The 22,703-nt window shown below is 55.0% G+C and carries 24 protein-coding genes; 9 read left to right on the top strand and 15 right to left on the bottom strand.

Annotated features, from left to right (window positions below; genetic code table 11):
- Window positions 1-86: 86 nt before the first annotated feature.
- From SE15_RS02380 to SE15_RS02365, 4 genes are all read left to right on the top strand, one after another.
- Window positions 87-1,793 carry an ABC transporter substrate-binding protein gene (locus SE15_RS02380; RefSeq protein WP_054520499.1) on the top strand — a complete coding sequence of 569 codons (1,707 nt, stop codon included), beginning with the start codon at window positions 87-89 and terminating at the stop codon, window positions 1,791-1,793.
- A gap of 89 nt (window positions 1,794-1,882) precedes the next feature.
- Window positions 1,883-2,452 carry a hypothetical protein gene (locus SE15_RS02375; RefSeq protein WP_054520498.1) on the top strand — a complete coding sequence of 190 codons (570 nt, stop codon included), beginning with the start codon at window positions 1,883-1,885 and terminating at the stop codon, window positions 2,450-2,452.
- 24 nt (window positions 2,453-2,476) lie between these two features.
- On the top strand, window positions 2,477-3,025 hold the full coding sequence (locus SE15_RS02370) for a cob(I)yrinic acid a,c-diamide adenosyltransferase (RefSeq protein WP_054520497.1): 549 nt from the start codon (window positions 2,477-2,479) through the stop codon (window positions 3,023-3,025).
- Between the two features lie 19 nt (window positions 3,026-3,044).
- Window positions 3,045-3,761 carry a DUF554 domain-containing protein gene (locus SE15_RS02365; protein WP_054520496.1) on the top strand — a complete coding sequence of 239 codons (717 nt, stop codon included), beginning with the start codon at window positions 3,045-3,047 and terminating at the stop codon, window positions 3,759-3,761.
- Between the two features lie 20 nt (window positions 3,762-3,781).
- Here SE15_RS02365 and SE15_RS02360 read toward each other — a convergent pair whose 3' ends face one another.
- From SE15_RS02360 to SE15_RS02295, 14 genes are read right to left on the bottom strand one after another with little or no spacing between them, the layout of a single operon-like run.
- Window positions 3,782-4,489, bottom strand: a complete 708-nt coding sequence (locus SE15_RS02360; protein ID WP_054520495.1) for a DsbA family protein — start codon at window positions 4,487-4,489, stop codon at window positions 3,782-3,784.
- A 22-nt stretch (window positions 4,490-4,511) separates the two neighbouring features.
- The gene (locus SE15_RS02355) at window positions 4,512-5,390 is read right to left on the bottom strand and encodes a GNAT family N-acetyltransferase (protein WP_083461645.1); all 879 of its coding nucleotides are present in this window, start codon (window positions 5,388-5,390) and stop codon (window positions 4,512-4,514) included.
- Entirely contained in the window at window positions 5,391-5,936 is a 546-nt protein-coding gene (locus tag SE15_RS02350; protein ID WP_054520493.1) for a tetratricopeptide repeat protein, read from the bottom strand.
- Window positions 5,937-5,951: 15 nt separating this feature from the next.
- Entirely contained in the window at window positions 5,952-6,635 is a 684-nt protein-coding gene (locus SE15_RS02345) for a helix-turn-helix transcriptional regulator (RefSeq protein ID WP_054520492.1), read from the bottom strand.
- A 28-nt stretch (window positions 6,636-6,663) separates the two neighbouring features.
- Window positions 6,664-7,986 carry a CpaF family protein gene (locus SE15_RS02340; RefSeq protein WP_054520491.1) on the bottom strand — a complete coding sequence of 441 codons (1,323 nt, stop codon included), beginning with the start codon at window positions 7,984-7,986 and terminating at the stop codon, window positions 6,664-6,666.
- A 3-nt stretch (window positions 7,987-7,989) separates the two neighbouring features.
- Window positions 7,990-8,301, bottom strand: a complete 312-nt coding sequence (locus SE15_RS02335; RefSeq protein ID WP_054520490.1) for a DUF6812 domain-containing protein — start codon at window positions 8,299-8,301, stop codon at window positions 7,990-7,992.
- 16 nt (window positions 8,302-8,317) lie between these two features.
- Complete coding sequence (locus SE15_RS02330) at window positions 8,318-9,025, bottom strand: response regulator transcription factor (RefSeq protein WP_054520489.1); 708 nt, start codon at window positions 9,023-9,025, stop codon at window positions 8,318-8,320.
- A gap of 23 nt (window positions 9,026-9,048) precedes the next feature.
- A complete protein-coding gene (locus SE15_RS02325; protein WP_054520488.1) occupies window positions 9,049-10,251 on the bottom strand; it encodes a sensor histidine kinase in 1,203 nt (400 codons plus the stop codon).
- Complete coding sequence (locus SE15_RS02320) at window positions 10,238-11,320, bottom strand: sensor histidine kinase (RefSeq protein ID WP_054520487.1); 1,083 nt, start codon at window positions 11,318-11,320, stop codon at window positions 10,238-10,240. Before SE15_RS02320 ends, SE15_RS02325 begins: the two co-directional genes overlap by 14 nt.
- The gene (locus tag SE15_RS02315; RefSeq protein WP_083461643.1) at window positions 11,296-12,888 is read right to left on the bottom strand and encodes an amidohydrolase; all 1,593 of its coding nucleotides are present in this window, start codon (window positions 12,886-12,888) and stop codon (window positions 11,296-11,298) included. Before SE15_RS02315 ends, SE15_RS02320 begins: the two co-directional genes overlap by 25 nt.
- Before the next feature lie 11 nt (window positions 12,889-12,899).
- Window positions 12,900-13,748: a ParB/RepB/Spo0J family partition protein gene (locus SE15_RS02310; protein ID WP_054520485.1), complete on the bottom strand. Its 849-nt coding sequence runs from the start codon at window positions 13,746-13,748 to the stop codon at window positions 12,900-12,902.
- Window positions 13,745-14,551: a ParA family protein gene (locus tag SE15_RS02305; RefSeq protein WP_054520484.1), complete on the bottom strand. Its 807-nt coding sequence runs from the start codon at window positions 14,549-14,551 to the stop codon at window positions 13,745-13,747. Before SE15_RS02305 ends, SE15_RS02310 begins: the two co-directional genes overlap by 4 nt.
- Before the next feature lie 17 nt (window positions 14,552-14,568).
- Window positions 14,569-15,420: a PfkB family carbohydrate kinase gene (locus SE15_RS02300; RefSeq protein WP_054520483.1), complete on the bottom strand. Its 852-nt coding sequence runs from the start codon at window positions 15,418-15,420 to the stop codon at window positions 14,569-14,571.
- A 36-nt stretch (window positions 15,421-15,456) separates the two neighbouring features.
- Window positions 15,457-15,978, bottom strand: coding sequence for a zinc ribbon domain-containing protein (locus tag SE15_RS02295; RefSeq protein ID WP_054520482.1), 522 nt, complete (start codon window positions 15,976-15,978; stop codon window positions 15,457-15,459).
- A 230-nt stretch (window positions 15,979-16,208) separates the two neighbouring features.
- On the opposite strand from SE15_RS02295, the gene SE15_RS02290 reads away from it, so the two are divergent.
- Genes SE15_RS02290 through SE15_RS02280 form a run of 3 tightly spaced genes read left to right on the top strand, consistent with a single transcriptional unit; the run spans window position 16,209 to window position 19,259 of the window.
- Window positions 16,209-17,141, top strand: coding sequence for a PAS domain-containing protein (locus tag SE15_RS02290; RefSeq protein ID WP_054520481.1), 933 nt, complete (start codon window positions 16,209-16,211; stop codon window positions 17,139-17,141).
- Window positions 17,142-17,178: 37 nt separating this feature from the next.
- Entirely contained in the window at window positions 17,179-18,402 is a 1,224-nt protein-coding gene (locus SE15_RS02285) for a Tm-1-like ATP-binding domain-containing protein (RefSeq protein WP_054520480.1), read from the top strand.
- Window positions 18,403-18,428: 26 nt separating this feature from the next.
- On the top strand, window positions 18,429-19,259 hold the full coding sequence (locus SE15_RS02280) for a phosphoenolpyruvate hydrolase family protein (protein WP_054520479.1): 831 nt from the start codon (window positions 18,429-18,431) through the stop codon (window positions 19,257-19,259).
- 93 nt (window positions 19,260-19,352) lie between these two features.
- Here SE15_RS02280 and SE15_RS02275 read toward each other — a convergent pair whose 3' ends face one another.
- On the bottom strand, window positions 19,353-20,306 hold the full coding sequence (locus tag SE15_RS02275; RefSeq protein ID WP_054520478.1) for a class II fructose-bisphosphate aldolase: 954 nt from the start codon (window positions 20,304-20,306) through the stop codon (window positions 19,353-19,355).
- A 145-nt stretch (window positions 20,307-20,451) separates the two neighbouring features.
- On the opposite strand from SE15_RS02275, the gene SE15_RS02270 reads away from it, so the two are divergent.
- Complete coding sequence (locus SE15_RS02270; protein ID WP_054520477.1) at window positions 20,452-20,781, top strand: thioredoxin family protein; 330 nt, start codon at window positions 20,452-20,454, stop codon at window positions 20,779-20,781.
- A 30-nt stretch (window positions 20,782-20,811) separates the two neighbouring features.
- Entirely contained in the window at window positions 20,812-22,698 is a 1,887-nt protein-coding gene (locus SE15_RS02265) for a S9 family peptidase (protein WP_054520476.1), read from the top strand.
- The last annotated feature ends 5 nt before the right edge of the window (window positions 22,699-22,703 follow it).

The raw sequence follows: 22,703 nt of genomic DNA, 5'->3' as shown, positions 1-22,703 counted from the left end.
ACCGTGCCCGCAAAGGATAGAACCCAGAAATTAAAATTCGGGGGCAAACCACCCGCTAGACGGGAAGTGCCCCTGCTTGCTTTTGTATGCCCATGAAAAATTTTCGCTGGCAACTTCTCATTATCTTTCTCACCGGCCTGGTGGTCGGTATTCTGCTACTGAGCGAACGTCCCACTCCATCCTCAATCTTTCAGACACCCGAGCCACGCCGTGGAGGGGCCTACACAGAGGCACTCATCGGCCAGTTCAAACGCCTTAACCCCCTCTTGGATTTCTATAACCCGGCTGATCGCGATGTGGATCGTTTGCTTTATAGTGCCCTGCTGCGCTTTGATGAGCGCGGCCTCCCCCAAGCCGATTTAGCCGAATCTTGGGGAATTTCGCAGGATGGCACTGTTTACAATTTCACACTGCGCTCTAATATCAAGTGGCATGATGGGAAGCCATTGACCAGCGCGGATGTGGTATTCACTATTGAAAAACTTCGCGAAGGGGGCTCCGCCATCCCAACCGATTTACAAGAATTTTGGAAAGCCGTTGAGGTTAAAGCGCTCAGCGATACGGCCATCCAGTTCCGTTTACCCGAACCTTTCGCTCCCTTCCTGGATTATCTGACATTTGGAGTAGTGCCCAAACATCTCCTTGAAGGTAAAACCTTCGATGAGATAGTAAACGCCGATTTCAATCTCCGACCCGTGGGCACCGGGCCTTACCGTTTTGACCGCCTGATTGTAGAAAACGGGCAAATTACAGGCGTTGTGTTAAACGCCAACCCAGATTACTACATTCACCCACCCTACATTGAGCAGATTATCTTCCGATACTACCCCGATTCGGGTTCGGCCCTGCAGGCGTTTCGGGATGGGCAGGTGCAAGGTATCAGCCAGATTACTGCGGATGTGTTGCCCGAGGCCCTGGCCGAACCCAATTTGGCCCTCTACACAGCGCGCCGTCCTGAACTCAGCCTGATTTTATTCAACCTCAAAAATCCGGACGTGCCCTTCTTCCAGGATGCTACTGTCCGTCGCGCCCTTTATGCAGCGATTAATCGCCAATACCTGGTGGACCGCCTCCTCCAAGGCCAAGCCATCCTGGCAGATGGTCCCATCTTTCCCGGCACCTGGGCATACTACGAAGGGACCCCCCACATGGATTACAACCTAGATGAAGCCCAGAACCTCCTCCGAGAAGCCGGGTACACCTTACCAGCCGAAGGGGAACCCATCCGCACCAACAAAGACGGGCTAGCATTGCGTTTCACCCTCCTTTACCCCGATACCCCCCAACACCGCGCTCTGGCCGAAGCCATCCAGGCAGATTGGTCAAAACTCAACATTGCCGTTCAAATCGAAGCGGTACCGTACGATGTCCTGGTGCAACAACGTTTGGCCGACCGCGCCTACCAGGCGGCCCTGGTGGACCTGAATCTCTCCCGTTCACCCGATCCTGACCCCTATCCGTTCTGGGACCAAGTACAGGCAACGGGTGGACAGAACTACACCCAATGGGACCACAAACTAGCCAGTGAATATCTGGAGAAAGCCCGCATTACCCCAGATATTGCCGAGCGCACGCGGCTCTATCGCAACTTTCAGGTCATCTTTGCCGAGGAACTACCCGCCCTACCGCTTTTCTATCCGGTTTATAATTACGGTGTAAGTCGGCTAATCCAGGGTGTGCGCATTGGCCCCCTCTTTGATACCGCAGACCGGTTTGCCACCATCCTGGAGTGGCATCTTTTGACCGCGCGCCTACAACGCACCGATGCCACACCAACTCCTGCCGCACCCTAACTTTCGTATCCTTTCGTAAAATGGGCAACCCGTCGGCCTATGCGCCCGACGGGTTGTCGTAAATATGGATGTTTTCTCGTGAGGCTAATGTGAACGCTTTGGAAAAAGATTGGGTCTTTTTACAAGCCGCTGTCCCCGAACTTGAGGATTATTTGCTATCCCCCGTGCTTTTCTGGCCCCTTAACCTGCGTACGGGCTACCCCATTCCCGAGGACCTTACCCGCCTGACATTGGGTAATTTGCTCCTGACCCAGGCCCGCCTGAAGGCGTTTCCCTGGCCGGAAGCCCAACAGGTCACTTTATCCAACCTCACTCGGGAGATTCAACAGGTACGCGAACGCTGGCGGGCAAATTGGCAAAAGAAAGCCACTCAGGAAATTCCAAGCCGCTTGAACCTGTGGAAACATGCCGTGGAGGAGATTCTGGAAGCTCCGACTAACCTTTCACCATCCACCTGGGCCTACCAGGTACGACACCGTGCCATCCTACACTTCCTCTTTGGTGAGGTACCGGCAAATGCCACTCCTTACACCGAGGCTCTGGCAGCGCTGGATCAGCGCCTGCGCTCAGCGCGCCCCTTGAACGGATTCCTGTGGGAAGCAGAGATCCAGGTGGCCTTTCCCCCAGAAACCTTTTGGTTCCTTTACGTTCTGCCCTAATACATAATAACAGAGGAGCGCCCAATGACTTTTTATACCCGCAACGGCGACGATGGATTCACCGGTCTCCTTGGTGAGGGACGTGTCCCCAAGGAGGAAGCCCGCATTGAAGCCTTGGGCACGCTGGACGAGGCCACTGCCGCTTTGGGGTTGGCCCGTAGTCTTCTTCAAAATGAGGATATCAAACAAACTATCTTACAGATTCAGCGCGATCTTTATCTGCTCATGGCTGAAGTGGCAGCCACCCCTGAAAACGCCGCTCGTTTTCGTCAGATTAATTCGGCTTCGGTCGCCTGGCTCGAGGCACGAACCGATGCATTCGGCCAGCATATAACTCTGCCCGGAGAGTTCATCCTCCCCGGTGATACACCGGCCGGGGCCGCCCTATCCCTGGCCCGAACGATCATTCGTCGGGCCGAACGACGCGTAGCCGCTTTGTTTCACCAAAAGGCTCTGGAAAACGACGCACTACTGCGTTATCTCAACCGCCTTTCTTCGCTCTGCTTCGTTCTGGAATTGTATGCCTATCAGGCAAGCGGGCTGGATAAACCCACACTGGCTAAAACCACGTAAGACCTTGTGAGGGAAAATTATGGTAGGTGTCGGAACACTGCTTAATGTGGCCACTGTACTGATTGGTGGATCGCTCGGACTTTGGCTGGGTGGGCGGCTGCCTGAACGCCTGCGCCAGACCGTTGTGGCTGGCCTGGGATTATTTACCCTGGCCTACGCGTTAAAAATGTTCCTTACCACCCAAAACTCCCTGGTAGCGCTTGGGAGCGTTTTAATTGGGGCCCTATTGGGAGAATGGTGGCGAGTAGAAGATGGCTTGCAAGGCCTGGGTCGGTGGCTGGAAAGCCGTTTTGCACGTCAGGAAAGCCCCGCCGGAAGCCAGCGCTTTGTGCGCGGTTTTTTGACGGCCTCGCTGGTGTTTTGTGTAGGTCCTATGACGATTTTGGGCTCAATTCAAGATGGTTTGAGCGGCAATTATCAGACCCTGGCCATTAAGTCGGTGCTGGATGGGTTTGCCTCCCTGGCATTTGCTTCTAGTCTGGGCGTGGGCGTTCTTTTCTCCTCCCTGGTGATTCTGGTTTACCAGGGCAGTCTGACACTATTGGCTGCTCAAATACAGCAGATCATCAGTGCTCCGATGATGACCGAAATGAACGCCACTGGCGGGGTCATTTTGATGGCAATTGCCATCGGCTCACTGCTGGAAATTCGCCCCATCCGGGCAGGTAACCTGCTCCCCGCCCTCTTTGTCGCTCCCCCGTTGGTATGGTTGATGAGCCGCTTCGGTCTGTACTAAGGTGGCTCATCAACCAGTCTTCAGGGCTGTGTGCTCCCAGCCAGCGCCTTGTCAATCGTGGCAAAAAGATCTGTTTGCCCTACCAGTGTGCCGTTGACATCAAAAGTTGGCGTGCCCGTCACACCTTTGCTGCGCGCATACTGGCCATCTTCCTGGGTTTTCTGCCGATATTTTCCGCTGGCCATACAATTATCATACTGATTCAGGTCAAGTTTCAAATCCTGAGCAAAGGCCCGCAGTAATTTCTGGGTGATGGGCAAGTCGTAATTAGCAAAGATGTAGTCATGAAACTCCCAGAACTTGCCCTGATCCATTGCACAATAAGCCGCCTCAGCCGCCAGGAAGGATTCATCACTGATAAACGAGAAGGGCGTGTATGTAAAGTAAACCTTCCCGGTAGCCACGTAATCTTTAATCAAGCGTGGCTCCGACTCGCGCCAGAAAGCCGCACAATGCACACAACGAAAATCCGAAAACTCTTCCACCTTGACAGGGGCATTGGGATCACCCACGGAATTGCCGCTCACCAATGAGCGAGGGAGTGGCTCTGGGCGCGTAAACTCCACTGGGCGGTTGCTCAAGATCAGGACGACAACCACAGCGATGGCCGCCAAAGCAATCAGAACCGCCAACGTAATCCGTTTGCGGCGCTGGCGTTGCTGCTGTAATTCACGATAGGAAATTTTCTTGCTTTTTGGAGACTTTGAAGGATTCTGGGATGTTGACATTAAGACCTCCTTAGAGACGACATTAATGGGTATACAGGTAAACCAGATAGTCCTCACCAGTCAAACGGAAGCCCGCCTTTCGGTAAAGGGCAAGTGAGGCATGATTATCGTGTTGGGTATTGACGGTCAGTTGTGAAACGCGATGAGCGCGGAAATAGCGAATAACGTCGTTGAGCAAAGCCCACCCAATGCCCCGCTGTTGCCAGGAAGGGTGAACCGCCAGGCGGGCCAGATGAGCATTGGTGGGGCTCAGCGTGCTGAATTGAAAGCCCACAATTTCACTGCCAACCACCGCCACACTAGCGTAGGCGGCTTGTTGCCATGAACGGTGAATATCCCCTCTACTATTGTGCCAGAGCCACCCAAATGCTCTGGCATCTACCTGCTCCACAGCCTCCAGATCATCCAACTGCATCGGACGGATCAATTCCCCTGCTCGGCCTGATGCCAGGAATTCACCGGGTGGTAGATCCAGACTGCGCCACAGGGTGACAACACGTTGATGCAGAGTGAAATGCTCATGCTCCAGCAGATTGGCAAACCAGGGGCGCAAGGCAATCGCCGCTACCACGCCAGTATGCCCCAGCCCATCCAACACATGCGGGAAAAGCGCATGCCACGCATCACTTGGGCGTTCTTGCTCTGAGCAGGCGAAGAGGCGCACCCAGGCTACTCCCGGAGGATCAGGCGGACAGGCCAGAGCGGCTTCCACCCGCTCACCGCTCAGCAGCAACCAAAACGGCTGGTACCCCAACCAATCCAGAGGGGAACGCCAATCCAGATGACGGTGGACATACTTTCCATCCCGAAGCAGTTGTCGCAAACGTGCCAAATCTTCTGGGATAGCCTGGCGGAGTTGATGCTCAATGATCATGGCTGAACCGGGGTTTAGGCTGCTCATCTACTTGATACCCATAAGACGCTGAACCGTACCAATAAGCGATTTTAACACTCGTTCCCGTGGAGATAAACGGGGCTGGTGTTCCAGTGCTGCCTGCATGCTGAGCAGTGCATCTACCCGCCGCCCAGTTTGTACCTGCAATGCGGAGATCCGCCGCATGACCAACGCATAATTCTCCATCTCCCCCACTGCTTTCAAACCATCTGCAGCCTGACGGTAGAGATTCAAAGCCGTCTCTGCCTGCCCCAAAGCCTCCAGCGCAGCAGCCTGGTTTCCTAGCGCCAGCGCCTGCCGCCGCTCATCGCCGGCCCGTGCAAAGAGTTCCGGCGTGCCTTCCACGCAGCGCAAAGCCGCCTCAGGATGTTCGGCCTGCAACCAGGCCACACTGGCATTGTTACGCATTTCAGCCGCTTTTAGTGTCTCTCCGCTCTCCTCATAAGCCAACGCCGCATTCTCAAATGCCTGAGCGGCGGCCTCATATGCCCCCTGGGCATAGGCGGTTTGAGCTTCTTTTTCCCAGCGCACAGGATCGGTTGTTGCTGCCATATCGGTTCACCTCAATCAATAGGTGATTTCCAACAAAGACTCCGCCACCGCTCGTAATTTATCCGCCGAAAGTTCGCTCAGGCGCATGGCCAGTTCGAGGTAAGGACGATTAACCGGCTTGCGAATAAACGCCTGCAGTTCTTCCGGCAACTCCAGGAATTGCTGTATCGCCTGATGACGCAAGCGCCACTCGCCTACCGGCCCGCGCTGATCAAAGAGATCTTCCAATCGCAGATCCAGGGCATTGGCAAGCAATTCCAACTCAGGCAAGGGAATTGGGCGCATCCCCGTCTCGTACTGTTCAAGCGTGCTCTCATCCAGCCCAACCCGACGCGCTAATTCGCTTTGGGTTAAGTTGCGCTGCTGGCGGGCCAAGCGCAGATGAGTGCCGATCATGCGCTGGCGCAACCCTAAAAGGGTCTGCACATTCTCAAGCGGCATCGGAGGTTCTGTTTCAGAAAGGGCCCGGCTTTCCCAGAAATGCTCCAACGGTACATCCAGATAGTAGGCCAGTGCTTCTAATTGGGGCAACGAGGGTGCCTGTTGCCCAGCCTCCATGGCCTCATATTCTTCCACCGAACATCCCATTGCCTGGGCACACGAACTCGTTGAACGATGCCGCGCCAAGCGGGCATCTTTTAAGAGCAAGCCCAATTTCTTTGTACGCAGACGTGTTCTCTGTTCAAAAAGCGTATTCATGGCTCCTCCAGGACCGCATCCTCATCTGCTACCGCCTGCGACTCGAGAGCATCTCACTCAGGTTTGCCCCAAATACTTCAGGGCCTAATTTAAAACCTGCCGCTTCCAGGCGTGGCGTGAACATCGGGCGAATGCCGGTGGGTTTGATCTCTCCCAACACACGCCCATCCGCATTGATGCCGGTCTGCTCAAAACGAAAGATCTCGTTCATCACCACCGTGTCACCCTCCATCCCCACCACCTCGGTAATCGAAGTGACTTTTCGGCTTCCATCTTTCAATCGGGATTGATGGATGATCAAATCAATGGCCGAGGCAATTTGCTGGCGGATCACTCGGATCGGCAAATCCATTCCAGCCATTAAACACATCGTTTCCAGGCGTGAGATGGCATCGCGAGGAGAATTTGCATGTAGCGTCGTCAGGGAACCGTCATGCCCGGTATTCATCGCTTGCAGCATGTCCAATGCCTCACCTCCACGCACTTCGCCCACCACAATCCGGTCGGGGCGCATGCGCAGAGCGTTGCGCACCAAATCGCGCACGGTAATGGCCCCCTTTCCCTCAGAATCGGGGGGCTTGGTCTCCAAACGCACCACATGTTCTTGCTGCAGTTTTAATTCGGCAGCATCCTCAATGGTTATGATCCGCTCATCTGCGGGAATGAAGGACGAAAGCACGTTGAGCAAGGTGGTTTTGCCAGAGCCCGTCCCGCCAGAAATGATGATATTGAAACGGGCAACCACGCAGGCGCGAATGAATTCGGCCATTCCCGGTGTCAGCGAACCCAAGGCGATCAATTGGTCTACCGTCAGTTTATCCTTTTGAAACTTACGAATTGTGATCGTAGGACCGTCAATAGCTACCGGCGGGATGACCGCATTGACTCGCGAACCATCGGGCAACCGTGCATCTACGGTTGGGCTATCCGCATCAATGCGCCGGCCTAGTGGCAATACAATTTTTTCAATCAAACGAATAACCTGCTCGTCATTGGCAAAAGTGATATTGGTCCTGATAATTTTACCTTGTCGCTCAATATACACCTTTTTCGGGCCATTGACCATGATCTCACTGATCTCGGGGTCATCAATTAAGGGTTGTAGCGGCCCAAACCCAAGCAACTCATCCAGAACATCTCGGAAGAGTTGCTCACGCACCGGAGTTGCCAGGTTAATCCTCAAACCGTTATAAATCTGCTGTAGCGCCTGGAGAACCGCTTCCCGGCGCTGCTCCCCCTGAATATAGTCTTTGCCCTCCAACTCTCGCGCGACGGCGTTGACCAGATGGCTTTTGAGCCGAAGCAGATCAGGATGCAAGGAGGAGGGTGACACGTTTCCACCGACTGCCATAACTTAATCGCTCTTCGACTCGGCAAGAGATTCGGTTATTTCCTCTAAGGGAGTAATCCACACAATCTGCTGAGCCTGCACAGCCAGGAAATGGGTATGCAGGAGCACTTCGCTACCCGTTACGTCATAAACAGTGGCTTCGGTAACTGCCAGAAACGCACTGGTTTGATCCAGTTCATCCTTAAGACGCTCATCTGGACGGACATGCACCTGCCCGCAAATACGGTGCGTTGGCGTCTGAATAACCACGCTCACCGGGCGTTTGGTGATAACGCGGGTAAAAAACTTGCCCTTCTCATCAAATTGGGTCACCATGCCATTGCTCCCTATTTTACCCCGAGGCACCCGCTTCTTCAGCCGGCATCAGATAACCCAGCCCCGGGCGGGTAATAATATGCTGGGGGTTATGCGGATCATCTTCCAGTTTTTGACGCAAACGCGCAATACTGACCCATAGGATTTCCTTGTCCTCCCGATAGGAATCACCCCACACTGCGGCCAGTAGTTCTTCCGCACTGAGCACAACCCCGGCATGCTGAGCAAAATGGATCAACAGCCGGTACTCGGTCGCCGAAAGAAATATCGGACGATCCCCTTTCCACACCTCCGCCCGGGCCAGGTCAATCTTAAGGTCTCCGTGCACAAAATAGCGTTTGCTCACGCCCTGTTGGGAGGTCTTTGCCCGGCGCAAGACCGCACGCACCCGCGCAACTAACTCCATCGCCGAAAAGGGCTTCACCACGTAGTCATCCGCCCCCACATTTAACCCTTTGACGCGGTCCTGTTCCTCCCCACGTGCCGTCAGAATAATTATCGGCACATCCGAAAACTGGCGGATGCGCTCACAAGTTGTGAATCCATCCATGCCTGGCATCATGACATCCATAATGACCAGGTCAGGTTGTTTGCTCGCCACCTGCTCAATGGCCTCCATGCCATCCCGCGCGACATACACCTCATAACCCTCAGACTCCAGATTGACGCGCAGAAGATGACGGTAGCGCTGTTCATCATCCACCACTAGGATTTTTGTACCCATATCTGAGACGCCGCCCTCCTTTCTCAAGGTTTCCAGGGCAAACGGATGTGAAAGGTTGTCCCCTGTCCCAGTTGCGATTCCACCCAAATCTGGCCCTGATGCGCCTGAATAATCTGCTTGCAAATAAACAGTCCCAGTCCGGTCCCATGAATGGAGGGTTGAACATCCGGCACGCGGAAGAATCGCTCAAAAATCTTCTGACGATATTTCTCTGGAATGCCGGGACCACGGTCCGCAAACATCAAATGGACACCCTCGGCATCTGGGGCTATTGTAATGGAAACCGGAGAATTCGGTGCATATTTCACTGCGTTGGAGAGCAGGTTTTCAAATACTTGCGCCAGACGTTGGGGATCGGCTAGCAAAGGGTTGAGTGGCTGATCAAGTTGAAGGTTTACTTCCAACTCGGGATGACGCAATTGCATGCGCGCAACCACATCATTGAGTAAGGAGTCCAGTCGCACCGGCTGAAAATTCATCTTAATTCGCCCGGTCTGTAATCGCGCTGAATCTAGCAGGTTATCAATTAATTCCTGCATGCGGTCGGTTTCCTGGTCAATAATGTTCAGAAACTCGCGCTGTGTGGCTGCATCCCAATGAGTGTCTGGGCGAAGCAAGGTGGTGGTATAACCTTTGATAAATCCCAACGGAGTACGGAATTCGTGAGATAGGGCTGAAATGAAATCTTCTTGTGCTTGCAGTCCGCTGTACTGGACTTCTAACCGTGAGACCTCATGAGCCAGTCGCTCCCGCAAAATGGCCTGGGCAAGTTGCTGGCTCAGAAATTCCACAAAAGGGAAAGTTTCCGGATCAAAAGGCGGCCCCCCAAAGCGGATAAAAATCATCGCTCCCAACAGGGTCTCCCCCATCTGGAGCGGAATTCCTAACATATAGGGCCGCTGTAGCCGATCTTCTTCCGTCTGCGGCGGTTCCTGAAGCATCAGCCGCCGCTGTTCCACGACCTGATTGCTCAACGCCTCTCCCCAGGCCACATCGGCCTCAGCGGATTTCCCGCGCCCGGTCGCTCGCGCATAACCGACCTCCAGGTTAAGGGTATCGGGATCCAGCCCATACACCACCAGATTATCGAACACAAAATGAGGGCGCACGACCTGGATTACCTCATCCATCGCCTGGCGCCAGGAAGAAGCCTGCCAAAACAGACGGCTAAGGGTGAAAATGACCTCAATGGGAAGCCATGAGGAGGATGACTCACTGGTTGGCATGCCCACCCCATTCCGGTCTATCCTGAGGGAGAACGCGCCGCAGCAAGAAGGAAAAACGGCTGCCGCGCCCCAATTCCGAGGTCACTGAAATCACCGAGTTATGGGCCTCAATGATCTTCTGTGCCAGCGAAAGCCCCAAGCCCGTACCTCCGTAACGACGCTTGGAAGAACCATCCAACTGGTGAAAGGGTTCAAATAGTTCTTGGATACGATTTGCCGGAATGCCGATGCCCGTATCGGTCACACTCACTTCTACGTGCTCGTTCATGAGATCTATCGCAAGGACGATTTGCCCTCCCGCCGGGGTAAATTTGATCGCGTTATCTAATAACTGATGAATCACCCAGCCAATTTTTTCCCAGTCCCCATATACAAACAGCTCACTTTCTATCGGGCAACGCAGTTCTAGGTATAAACGTTGATCACGGGCTCGCGGGGAAACCTGTTCGACCAGATTGCGACATAGCACACATAAATCAATCGGCTGAATCGTAACCGGCAGATTGCCCCGTTCGGTAGTGGAGAAGAGGATCAAATCTTCAATTAGACGCTCCAAACGCTCAATGGCTCTTTGCATGGTGCGCAAGGCATGCAGTTGCGTCTCGTTCAGTGCGCCTAAATCCCCCGACATCAAGAGCTCGTGATATCCCTTCAAATGAGTTAAGGGAGTGCGCAGTTCATGTGAGATGTTGGCCACAAAATTAGCTTTTAACTGGTTAAGTTCGGACAGTTTTTGTAGCGCCCGCTCCAGTTCCGCCGTACGTTGCTGCACCCGTTGCTCTAGCTGCTGGTTGCTCTCCTCCAGGGCCGTGCGCAATTGAAGCACATACTCCGTGATCGCATGATCCAACAGGCTTTGGCTGATTTTGCCCAGCCGGACCAGGAGCTGCCCCAACAGTGGCACCTCCTGCCCCTGCTCACGCAAAACAGCCTGATAGTTAAGCACCGCCTCCAGGTCTTCGGGAGAGAGAAATCCCCGTTCAACCAGGTAATCCCCCAAACGGGGGACCAGGATTTCCGGTGTAAGCGGCGTAGGCGCTACATTCACGCGGTTTCCCCCTCGATCCATACCCACTTTCCTCCCACCATGGTAGCCCATGGCTGAAGTTGATAGAGCAAGTCAGCCAGCATCTTCCACGGATCCTCTTCCAGGACGATGAGGTCAGCATAATAGCCCTCACGTAAGCGCCCTAGACAACACTCTAAACCCGCTGCATAAGCCGGGCCAAGGGTGTAGCCTTCTAGTGCCTGCTGTAGGGTGAGCCGTTCCTGAGGGTACCACCCTTCCGGCCCCGGCTGGCCATCCGGGCGCTGCCGCGTCACGGCAGCATGAATGCCCCAGAATGGGTTAGGGGACTCCACAGGCGCATCTGAACCAAACGCCAGACGAGTTCCGTGGGCTAACAGCGATTGATATGCATAAGCATAACGGGCTCGTTCCCCCCAGTGGCGATCGGCCATGTACATATCCGATGTGGCATGAATGGGTTGAACAGAGGCAATGATTTCCGCCTGCGCGAGGCGCCCTAAATCCTGGTGGCGCAGAAGTTGAACATGCTCAATTCGATGACGCAGGTGAGGCTTACCCAAAGAGGTTTCCCAGGCTCGTAAGCGTTCCAGCCCTGTCAGCACCTCCGCATTCGCGCGATCCCCGATGGCATGGATGGCCAGGCTCAATCCCACCTCACCCGCCTTGCATCCCATCTCATAAATTTGATCCGCATCCAGGAAGAGCACCCCCCGGTCTTCGCGTCCCAGATACGGCTCAAACATGGCGGCGGTTTGGGGCCCCAGCGCGCCATCCGAAAACAATTTCACTCCGCCAATACGCAACCAGGCATCTCCGAAGTCACTGCCCAGCCCCAGAGCAATTGCTTCGTCCAACAACTCAGCAGGAATGCTTTTGAGCACCCGAAGCATGAGACGACCTTCGCGGCGCAGGGCTTGCAAGGCCAGGAAACACGTGCGCTGATCGAAATCATGCACCCCGGTTAAGCCCATACGCCACAAGGTAGATTGAGCCTGTTGGATCGCCTGTGCCACCTCCTGAACCCCTGGCTGGGGGATACAGCGTTGCACCAACTCCACTGCCGCTTCAAAAAGAATGCCGGTTGGCTGACCGCGCGCATCGCGTTGGATCCGACCATCCGGGGGATCAGGTGTATGAGCATCAATCCCAGCCAGATGTAAGGCGGTGGAATTCACCCAGGCCGCGTGCAGTGATTTGGCCGTAAGAAAAATTGGGTGAGCTGAGGTCAGCGCATCCAGATCTTGCGCAGAGCCAAAGCCCTCAGGCCATTCGTTTTGGTTCCAGCCATGCCCCAGAATCCATTGGCCTGGCGGCGTTTGGGCGACACGTTCTGCCACCCGCCGCAAACACTCTGCCCGCGTAGGTGTTTCACAATCTACTCGCTGAAGGTTGAGGGCAAAATGCTGCAGGTGAATGTGAGCATCTACCAACCCCGGCAAGATGACCTTTCCTGCCATGTCCTGAATGACGGATCCAGAACGCGCTAACGCCATGATATCAGGGGTCTCACCAACTGCAATAATACGATCCTGCTCGATAGCCAGCGCCGTCGCGATTGGCTGCTGAGGATCCAATGTGTAGATGCGGGCGTTGTGTAGAATCAGCACCGTCTCCTCTCTCAACCCAAAAGTACTTTCAGCAAAGTTTCCAACTCTTCATCCGAGTAAAAGCGGATCACCAGGCTACCCCCTTTCCGACCCCGGCGCAGCATCACGCGCGTGCCAAGGCGTTCTTCCAGACGGGCTTCCAGTTCGCGTACCTCCGGTGGCGATGGGCTCCGTTCCTTAGCAACCGGGCGCTGCCCCTGATAGCGCTGCACCAGCATCTCAGTTTGGCGAACGCTAAGGTTTTGACCAAGTACAACTCTCAAAACCGCCACCTGCGCCTGCGCGGTTGGCAGGCCCAAAAGTGCCCGCGCATGTCCTTCACTGATCTTTCCCGCCGCCAGCGCTTCGCGCACCGGAGGCGGTAATTTGAGCAAACGCAAGGTGTTGGTCACAGCAACACGGCTCTTCCCCACCTGGCGCGCAATCTCCTCATGCGAGAGACCAAAATACTCGTGCAACTGATGGTAGGCCTCGGCCATTTCCAAAGGGGTGAGATCAGCGCGCTGCAGATTTTCAATAAGCGCCAATGCCAGACGTTGCACGTCACTGGCTGGTCGAATCAGCACTGGTACCATTTCTAAACCCGCCTGGCGTGCAGCACGCCAGCGCCGTTCCCCGGCAATCAGCACATACCGTCCTTCCCCCTCCGGGCTAACCAGAAGCGGTTGTAAAACCCCATGCTCGCGAATCGAGGCCGCCAATTCATCCAGTCCCTCAGCATCCAGGCTACCACGGGGCTGAAGCGGATTAGGCACAATTTGATCAATCGGCACATACAGGATGCCACCCTCGGGGGACGTCCCTGGTCCGCCGGGGATGAGTGCTTCCAACCCTTTGCCCAAGCCGCCCTTACGCGTCATGCTGCTCCTTGTTGCGTCTCAAAAATCGGAATTGTGATCCCATCTCCCTGGAGCAATTCCCGTGCCAGTGCCGCATACGCCCTGGCAGCCGTGGAATCGGGTGCATAGACCGAAATGGGCATTCCGTAGGAAGGGGCCTCGGCCAGACGAATACTGCGTGGAATGAGGGTCTGAAAAACCTGGGTGGGGAAAAAGCGTCGCACTTCATTGACCACATCTAATGCCAAGCGGGTGCGTCCATCAAACATGGTGAGGATAACCCCGCGCACACTCAAATCAGGAAAAATTGAAGCGCGCACACGCTGGATGGTTTGCATCAATTGCCCCAGTCCCTCCAGTGCAAGGTATTCACATTGTACCGGGATAATCACGCCATCCCGTGCCGCTACAATTCCATTCACAGTGAGTAGCCCCAGGGAGGGCGGACAGTCAATCAGAATGTAATCATAACGCTCCACCAGAGGCTGTAAAGCCTGGCTCAATCGGTGCTCGCGTTTGTTGACTTCGATCAATTCAACCTCAGCCCCAGCCAGCGCTGGTGAAGAGGGTAATATTGAGAGCTTAAAGCGCGGATTGTGCAGGATGTTTGCCCCGGCTGGCTGGAGTCCCAACAGCACTTCATAAGTGCCACTGCGCACGGAACGTTTATCAATCCCAAGCGATGAAGTAGCATTGGCTTGTGGGTCCAGATCCACCAGCAAGACACGCTGCCCGTAGTAACCCAGGTAAGCCCCCAGGGAAATTGCAGAGGTTGTTTTACCCACCCCACCTTTCTGATTAACAAACGTATAAATTCGACCCATCTTTCAACCACCCCGACTCAGGGAATAATTTCGACCAGTTTTTCCCGGGCTTCGGCCGCTGTGGGCACCCCCGCCAATCCCGGCCGCGTCACCGAAATGGCCGCCAGTTGAGTAGCGTACCGTGCCGCCTCCCAGGGATCACGGGTCTGGTGCAGGCGGATGAAAAACGCTGCTGCAAACACATCTCCAGCGCCGGTGGCATCCACTTCTTGCACTGCGGGAGGGCGGAAATACCGCAGATCCCCGTTCCAGTACAGGCGCGCACCTGCCGCCCCTTCGGTCACCACCAGAACGCGGATGGAAGCCAGCATCTCCTCAATGATGGCCTCGTTCCCACCCACATCCTCCACGCTCAGCACGGCGGCATTGGCTGCCTCAAGCACATAACGAGCCTCAGGCCATTCGGTGAAATGCACCCGGCCTTGAGCATCCCAACCCCGCAACCAGCCCTGAGGAGTCAACCCAACGAACGAATCGGGAAATGCGCGCACCAGCTTGGGATCTACCTCCTGCGCGACCGGTGCCAGGTGCACAATAGGGGCCTTACGCCAAGCCTCCGGGATCATGTTCAATTGCAACGGTGCCGCTACACGATGCAAATATTGCACCCGCCCCTCCGGGAGCGAGAGGTTCTCAAACGTCGTCGTGTAGTCCGCAGGCCAGGCCAATACCTGAACCTCACTCAGGGGGCTTAGATCAGTCTCCGGATGGCAAGCCGTTACCACCCCTACACGCAGGCCCATTGCCCGTGCGGTAAGCGCGGCATAAGCCGCCGTTCCACCCAAAACCGGCCCTGCCGGGCTGAGATCCTGGGTCACGTGCCCAATAACCAGATAATCAACGGGTTGAACAAAAAGGGTATAACGCATGGCGGTAATTATAACGATTATAATGAAAAGAAGGTTCTAAAGGGACGACTCAATCGAGGAGGCCTCATCACTCGCCATTGAGGTCTGCAAAGCCTCGTCCAGGGTTATGTTCTCCCGGCGCGCGCCGGGAACCGCTGTCCCGCAATAGGGGCAGATGTTCCAGGCCAATTCCATCAGGCGCCCACACTGGTGGCACCGTTTGCGCAGACGGGTATAGCAACTCGGGCAGACCAACCAATCGGCAGCCACTTTGCGCCCGCACCCCGGGCACTGGGGAACCTCTTCGAGGGTTTGGAGCAGAGCCTCTTCCTCCAGACTGCGCTGATACTCCTCTTCCAGAGTACGGGTGGGACGCAAAATCAGGTAAATCAGCACGCCCGGCAGAAATAGAACCGCCGCCACCAACGTTGCCAGAATGTGCACCAGGGGATCACGCGTGCGTTGGCGAATATCGCGGTAGGTCCAAAAAATCAGGCTGAGCCAGAGAGCGGCCACAAACGCCGCTGCAAAGCCGGTCAGAATCAGGACAAGGTTGCTCAAAATACCTGGCTCTAGCATAAGAGGGACTCCCTTGGGATGATTATAGCATGGGACAAAGCGATCTACAGAAAGATGATCGTGTGAAAATTGTAGCGCATAATGAATTTGAATTGAACCGGCTTAGAATTTGCCTATAATCATAAAAGGAGGGCGAAAGGCGAATTAGAGGAGCGACCCTAAGGAAGTTATCTTACTCGTTCACCCCTAACCCCCTTGTCCAGCGTAAAAAAGAGCAGGAGGCCAAGGCGATGGCACGCAAGGCAATCCTTGAACGACGCTCTGGTAGACCCCATTCATCCATTGACCCTGTGGCTTTGGGATTGATGATGCAAGACATTGATTGGCAGGATGGATTGGCACATCCCGCTGTCCAACTTTTACGTCTCATCATGGATAACATCCCACAGGCCATATTTTGGAAGGATCGGAATTCTGTTTATGTATGGTGCAATCGCAATTTCGCGAATGATGCCGGTTACGAGGATCCGGAAGAAGTGTCTGGGAAAACAGATTTTGACCTGCCTTGGACACGTGAAGAAGCGGAATGGTATCGCAAAATTGACCAACAGGTCATGGAAACCGACACTCCTATTTACCAACTCTATGAGACGCAAACACATGCGGACGGTCAACTCACCTGGGTTGTCACTAACAAAATCCCGCTCCATGACCCCGAAGGAAATGTCGTAGGAGTTCTGGGAACGTACGAGGATATTACCGAACTCAAATTGAAAGAAGAAGAGTTACGAAAAGCACGCGAAGAACTAGAGATTCGCGTCCAAGAACGAACGGCTGCCGAACGCGAACAGCGCGCCTTCGCTGAAGCCTTGAGAGACATTTCGGCTACTCTGAACAGCACCCTTAACCTGAATGAGGTACTGGATCGTATTTTGGCCGAAATCCAACGAATTGTTCCTCATCAGATGGCCACTATCATCTTAGTTCGAGGGCAGCAGGGCTGTGTTGTCCGCGCCCAACCTGCAGGAAGCATTGAAAATGAAGGAGAGTGGTTTGATCTAACCAAATACTCAAACCTGATAACGTTGCTTCAGACGAAATCACCTCTTATCATTGTCCTGAAATTGCCCTTCGCGAACTTCCTGATTGCCGTATCTTGCCACCTGGTGAGTTACCTTAAACCCGATCAAACACAACGGGCATTAGCAAAAAGCCCGTCGTAACCCACCCACAAAAACAGAAAACAGGAAGGAGGTGTTTATGGCCAAAACCGTTGTTATTGCCGGTGCCCTGGATACCAAAGGGGCAGACTTTGCCTATTTGAAAGAATTAATTGAACGAGAGGGTGTTAACACCCTGGTAGTTGATTTCGGGGTCATGGGCGAACCCGCCTTCCCGCCTGACATCACCCGGGCCGAGGTCGCCAAAGCCGGTGGAGGCGACATTGCCTACCTTGCCACGGGCGAACATAAAGACGAAGCCATGCGCATCATGGCTGAGGGGTTGGCAGTGGTGGTGCGTCGTCTCTACGACGAAGGCAAATTGGATGGCATCATCAGCATGGGGGGGAGTGGTGGCACCTCCATCGCCACAACAGCCATGCGTGCACTGCCCATTGGGGTCCCCAAGGTCATGGTCTCCACGGTCGGAGGTGGAGATGTCTCGGCCTATGCCGGCACGAAAGATATTACCTTCATGCCCTCAATTGTAGACGTTGCCGGTCTAAACCGCATCAGCCGTGTCATCTATGCAAATGCCGCTGGCGCTATCGCCGGAATGGTCAAAATGGAGCGACCTTCAGCGGCCGAGGCCAAGCCCATCATCGTGGCTTCCATGTTTGGCAATACCACCCCTGCTGTCAACCATGCCAAGAGCATCTTGGAAGCAGAGGGATATGAGGTTCTAGTCTTCCATGCGACCGGCACAGGTGGACGGGTGATGGAATCCCTGATCACCGATGGTTACGCCGTAGGGTCGCTGGATATTACCACCACTGAACTGGCTGATGAGGTCTGCGGCGGCGTATTGAGTGCTGGGCCGGAGCGCTGCCTGGCAGCAGCACGCGCCGGCATTCCGACGGTTCTGGTGCCCGGCTGTGTAGATATGGCCAATTTCTGGGGCATGGACACCGTGCCCGAAAAATACCGCAACCGCAAACTCTACCAGTGGAACCCCAATGTCACTCTACTGCGGACCAACGTGGAGGAAAACATCAAGATAGGCGAAATGATCGCTCGCGCGGCTAATGAATCCAAAGGGCCGGTGGCAGTATTAGTTCCGCTCAAGGGCGTTTCCATGCTGGATAGCCCTGGCGGTGCATTCTGGGATCCGGAAGCCGATCGCGCTTGCTTTGACGCCATCAAACGCAATCTGCGCCCCGACATCCCCTACCTAGAACTTGATTACAACATTAACGATCCTGAATTCTCCGGTAAAGTTGCAGAAACTCTGCTGGAGATGCTGCGCAAACAATCATCTCAATAATTCCAAAGAAGGGAGGGTTGTGGTTTATGGCATTCACACGTCAGGAAATTCTGAATCGTCTGGAAGCCCAGGTCAAAGCGGGGCGCCCCATTGTGGGGTGCGGTGCCGGCACTGGCATCTCCGCCAAATTTGCCGAGGCGGGAGGTGCCGACCTGATCATCATCTACAACTCAGGGCGCTACCGCATGGCAGGGCGGGGTTCGCTGGCTGGCCTGATGCCCTACGGGGACGCCAACGCCATTGTCGTGGAGATGGCCTCAGAAGTGCTCCCGGTGGTCAAGAACACGCCCGTCCTGGCCGGCGTTTGTGGCACCGATCCCTTCCGCCTGATGCCGGTCTTCCTTAAGCAGTTGAAGGAAATTGGTTTTTCGGGCGTGCAGAACTTCCCCACCGTGGGTCTGATTGACGGCAACTTCCGCGCCAACCTGGAGGCTACCGGCATGGGCTACGACAAAGAAATTGCGATGATTAAACTGGCCCATGAGATGGATCTCTTCACCTCACCGTACGTTTTTGACGAAGACCAGGCCAAAGCCATGGCCGAAGTTGGTGCGGATATTTTGGTAGCCCACGTAGGATTGACCACCTCGGGCAGCATTGGGGCTGGTGTGGCGCTAAGCCTGGATGAAGCCATTGACCGCACCATGCGCATGGCCGAGGCCGGGCGCAAAGTGCGCAAGGACATCATGGTGATCTGCCACGGCGGCCCGTTCGATGAACCCGACAACGTCGGGGTGGCTCTCAAGCGCATGCCCGGCGTGGTTGGCTTCTTCGGTGCTTCCAGCATTGAGCGCCTGCCGGTCGAACGCGCCATCCGCTCTCAGGTCGAAGCCTTCAAATCGCTTAGCCTGGCCTGAAGTGCCCCTTAGTCCCAAAATAGCGATGAGCCATGGCAGGCAATAATGCCTGCCATGGCTCATTCTTGGCGTATACTGCGGCTTGCCCGGAGGTCAATCCAGACCCAACAATTTGCGAATTTCCGGTAGCCGTCCGGCACTGCCCAGTTTCTCGTTCTTATGGGCGATCATTTTCGCGTATTCCGCCATGAAGATCTTCCCAATCGGGCGGAAATCCACCACCTCGGGATGCTCTTTCAAGTATTCGCGATGCACACGCACCCACACCAAACGCCCATCGGTGTCGATATTAACTTTGGTCACCCCCAACTCAGCGGCTCGCTTGAAGAGATTCTCATCCACACCCTTGGCGCCCTTGAGGTTACCACCCGCAGCGTTGATCCGCTCCACCTCCTCCTGAGGGATCGAACTGGCGCCATGGAGCACCAGCGGGAAGCCCGGCAAGCGTTTCTGAATTTCGGCCAGCACATCCAGGCGCAACGTTTGTGCTCCCGAGAATTTATACGCCCCATGACTGGTTCCGATGGCCACGGCCAGGGAATCGCATCCGGTGCGCTCCACAAATTCTTTTGCCTTATCGGGATCGGTCAGTTTGGCACCGGCCTCATCCACGGCCACATGCTCCTCCACGCCTCCCAACTGGCCCAACTCCGCCTCGACCACCACCCCCTTGGCATGTGCGGCTTCCACTACACGGCGGGTAATGGCCACGTTGGTTTCAAAATCCTCATGGCTGGCATCAATCATCACCGAGGAGTAAAAACCGCTGTTGATCGCATCGTAGCAGGTTTCTTCATCCCCATGATCCAGGTGCACAGCAAATACGGCTTCTGGGAAGAGCGCATCAGCGGCGCGAATAATGGCTTCCAACATGGACTTGTGGGTGTAAGACCGTGCCCCCTTGCTGATCTGAATAATAAACGGAGCCTGGCTCTCAACATTCCCGCGGAAAAGTCCCATGGCTTGTTCAAGGTTATTAATGTTGTAAGCACCAATTGCATATTTGCCATAAGCGGCCTCAAACAATTTCTTGGTTGTGACGATCATGTTTTTCTCTCCTTCCTGAGCGAAAATTTGAGGATCAAAAATTGTATTGACAAGGAATTGCTCTAATTATATCCAATCTGCGCACAATCCGAGGAATGCGCTATACTTAATATCTCTTATTCTTTATGCGTGGAGTCTACCCGTTATGAGTGAGTTCCCCCCTCTTTCTGAGGCCGACTTTGACGAGAAAGTCCTAAACGCCTCACTGCCAGTGCTAGTTGAATTCAGCGCCGTCTGGTGTGGGCCATGCCGACGCCTGGAGCCCGAACTGGATAAACTTGCCAAAATGCTTGGTAATCGCGTGCAGTGCTATAAAGTGGACGTAGATGATAACCCCGACCTGGCCTTCCGCTACCAGATTCTTAGCGTGCCCACGGTAATTCTCTTTCAAAATGGCGAACCGCGGGGCCGCATCAACGGGTATCAGCCCTATCCCAGATTACTGGAGATTTTCTCACCCTACTTCGACAGCTGATCCCAACTCCCCATTCTTTGTGGAGGCAATATGACCGAAACATCGCCCATCCTACCTTTCGGATTATGGCCCAGCCCGGTAACCGGCTCTTTTCTTGCCCACCGCTTACGCCTGGACGATGTGCAATGGAGCGGGGATGGAGAGCACCTGATCTGGCTGGAAGGACGCCCCAACGGCCAGGGTGTTTTGGTGACCACCACCCCGGGAGGAGCCAGACGCGATTTGACCACGGAACAGTGGGTACGTGGCGGGGTGGGCTATGGCGGAGGCGAGTTCACCACCTGGAAAGACCAGATTGTCTTTGCAGAAAAACAAGGACGCCTCTATCGCTGTGGTCTGCATCATCAGGCTCCACAACCCCTTACCCCTGCTTTTGGGTATGCGGCTGCACCAGCCATCTCCCCCGATGGGCAGTGGGTTGTCTATGTGTGGACAGATCACCAAACCGATCTTCTCGCCCTGGTTGACTTGAAAGGCAATCTGTGGCCAATAAAACTAATCCAGGGGGCTGATTTTTATATGCAGCCCACCTGGCACCCCAGTGGTCAAATGCTGGCCTGGGTGGAATGGTATCATCCCAACATGCCCTGGGAAGCCACCTGGCTGAAAATCGGCACTCTGGAAGGCAACCCTCCCCAATTGAAACGCGAGGAGATCTTGGCAGGCGACGGCCAGGTGACCGTGACTCATCCACAATTCTCGCCAGACGGGCGCTTTCTGACTTATATCACCAATCAAGGAGATTGGGATCAATTAATTCTTCTGGACCTGGAAACGCACCAGCGCCGAGTACTGGTCGAAGGCGAGGGGGTGCTCCTGCGTTACCCGGCCTGGGTTCAGGGTATGCGCTCGGTGGGGTGGAGCCCTGGCGGGCAGCGCGTGTACTATCTGCGCAATTATGGCGGTCAGGCAACTTTATGGTGGGTAGAGGTACCCAGCGGACACGCTCACCTTGTAGAGACCTCCCCCTACACCTGGCTGGCACAACTTGCGGTCTCCCCTTCTCGTGAGGAAGTTGCTGTGCTGGCTTCCGCCCCCGATACTCCCGATCGCATCCTCCGCTGGGATGGGGAATCATGGCACATCGTAGCCCACAGCGACAGTGAGCACCTGCCTCCTTTCTACCTGGCGCGACCCCAGCCCCTGACCTGGCAGGCCGAAGATGGCTTGACCGTGCACGCATGGTACTACCCTCCTACTCATCCGCAAGTCCGGGGCGAAGGTCGGCCTCCTGCTATTGTCAATGTTCACGGAGGCCCAACCTCAGTGGCCTACGTCCGTTACAATCCTGAGATCGCCTACTTCACCTCGCGCGGTTATGCCTGGGTGGAACTCAATTACCGAGGAAGTAGCGGCTTTGGCCGTACGTATCAATCTGCGCTAAACGGCAAATGGGGCGTGAGCGATGTCGAGGATGCCGTGGCACTGGCCCAACGGCTTGACGAAGAAGGGCTGGCGGATGGCCAGCGCCTGGTGATTCGCGGCGGGAGTGCCGGAGGGTACACCGTGCTCAACGTCCTGGCCCGTTACCCCGAATGCTACCGCGCAGGGATTTGCCTGTACGGTGTAAGCAACCTTTTCACGCTGGCCATGGAAACTCACAAGTTCGAATCCCGCTACACGGATGGCCTGGTTGGCCCCCTGCCTCAGGCCGCGCAGGCCTACCGCGAGCGTTCCCCCATCTACTACGCCGATCAAATAAAACGCCCGCTGGCCGTCTTCCAGGGGGCTGAAGATCGCGTTGTGCCTCCTAATCAATCTGAAACCATTGTCGAAGCGCTACGGCGTCGTGGGGTGCCCTGCATTTATCGCCTCTATCCAGGCGAGGGACACGGTTTTCGAAAAGCCGAAACGCTGAGCGATTATCTACAAACCGTAGAAGCCTTTCTCAAAGAGCATGTCCTCTTCAGTGCCTGATCAAG

It is taken from the genome of Thermanaerothrix daxensis (assembly GCF_001306145.1).
Taxonomy (GTDB): Bacteria; Chloroflexota; Anaerolineae; order Anaerolineales; family Anaerolineaceae; genus Thermanaerothrix; species Thermanaerothrix daxensis.
Note: the sequence above shows the minus strand (reverse complement) of the source record. Positions and strands in the feature narration are given on the sequence as shown.

Bases quoted from the DNA above. Each gene is read 5' to 3' on its own strand.
- SE15_RS02380 (WP_054520499.1), top strand. From the start codon at position 87: ATGCCCATGAAAAATTTTCGCTGGCAACTTCTCATTATCTTTCTCACC.
- SE15_RS02370 (WP_054520497.1), top strand. From the start codon at position 2,477: ATGACTTTTTATACCCGCAACGGCGACGATGGATTCACCGGTCTCCTT.
- SE15_RS02365 (WP_054520496.1), top strand. From the start codon at position 3,045: ATGGTAGGTGTCGGAACACTGCTTAATGTGGCCACTGTACTGATTGGT.
- SE15_RS02360 (WP_054520495.1), bottom strand. From the start codon at position 4,489: ATGTCAACATCCCAGAATCCTTCAAAGTCTCCAAAAAGCAAGAAAATT.
- SE15_RS02355 (WP_083461645.1), bottom strand. From the start codon at position 5,390: ATGAGCAGCCTAAACCCCGGTTCAGCCATGATCATTGAGCATCAACTC.
- SE15_RS02350 (WP_054520493.1), bottom strand. From the start codon at position 5,936: ATGGCAGCAACAACCGATCCTGTGCGCTGGGAAAAAGAAGCTCAAACC.
- SE15_RS02345 (WP_054520492.1), bottom strand. From the start codon at position 6,635: ATGAATACGCTTTTTGAACAGAGAACACGTCTGCGTACAAAGAAATTG.
- SE15_RS02340 (WP_054520491.1), bottom strand. From the start codon at position 7,986: ATGGCAGTCGGTGGAAACGTGTCACCCTCCTCCTTGCATCCTGATCTG.
- SE15_RS02335 (WP_054520490.1), bottom strand. From the start codon at position 8,301: ATGGTGACCCAATTTGATGAGAAGGGCAAGTTTTTTACCCGCGTTATC.
- SE15_RS02330 (WP_054520489.1), bottom strand. From the start codon at position 9,025: ATGGGTACAAAAATCCTAGTGGTGGATGATGAACAGCGCTACCGTCAT.
- SE15_RS02325 (WP_054520488.1), bottom strand. From the start codon at position 10,251: ATGCCAACCAGTGAGTCATCCTCCTCATGGCTTCCCATTGAGGTCATT.
- SE15_RS02320 (WP_054520487.1), bottom strand. From the start codon at position 11,320: ATGGATCGAGGGGGAAACCGCGTGAATGTAGCGCCTACGCCGCTTACA.
- SE15_RS02310 (WP_054520485.1), bottom strand. From the start codon at position 13,748: ATGACGCGTAAGGGCGGCTTGGGCAAAGGGTTGGAAGCACTCATCCCC.
- SE15_RS02305 (WP_054520484.1), bottom strand. From the start codon at position 14,551: ATGGGTCGAATTTATACGTTTGTTAATCAGAAAGGTGGGGTGGGTAAA.
- SE15_RS02300 (WP_054520483.1), bottom strand. From the start codon at position 15,420: ATGCGTTATACCCTTTTTGTTCAACCCGTTGATTATCTGGTTATTGGG.
- SE15_RS02295 (WP_054520482.1), bottom strand. From the start codon at position 15,978: ATGCTAGAGCCAGGTATTTTGAGCAACCTTGTCCTGATTCTGACCGGC.
- SE15_RS02290 (WP_054520481.1), top strand. From the start codon at position 16,209: ATGGCACGCAAGGCAATCCTTGAACGACGCTCTGGTAGACCCCATTCA.
- SE15_RS02285 (WP_054520480.1), top strand. From the start codon at position 17,179: ATGGCCAAAACCGTTGTTATTGCCGGTGCCCTGGATACCAAAGGGGCA.
- SE15_RS02280 (WP_054520479.1), top strand. From the start codon at position 18,429: ATGGCATTCACACGTCAGGAAATTCTGAATCGTCTGGAAGCCCAGGTC.
- SE15_RS02275 (WP_054520478.1), bottom strand. From the start codon at position 20,306: ATGATCGTCACAACCAAGAAATTGTTTGAGGCCGCTTATGGCAAATAT.
- SE15_RS02270 (WP_054520477.1), top strand. From the start codon at position 20,452: ATGAGTGAGTTCCCCCCTCTTTCTGAGGCCGACTTTGACGAGAAAGTC.
- SE15_RS02265 (WP_054520476.1), top strand. From the start codon at position 20,812: ATGACCGAAACATCGCCCATCCTACCTTTCGGATTATGGCCCAGCCCG.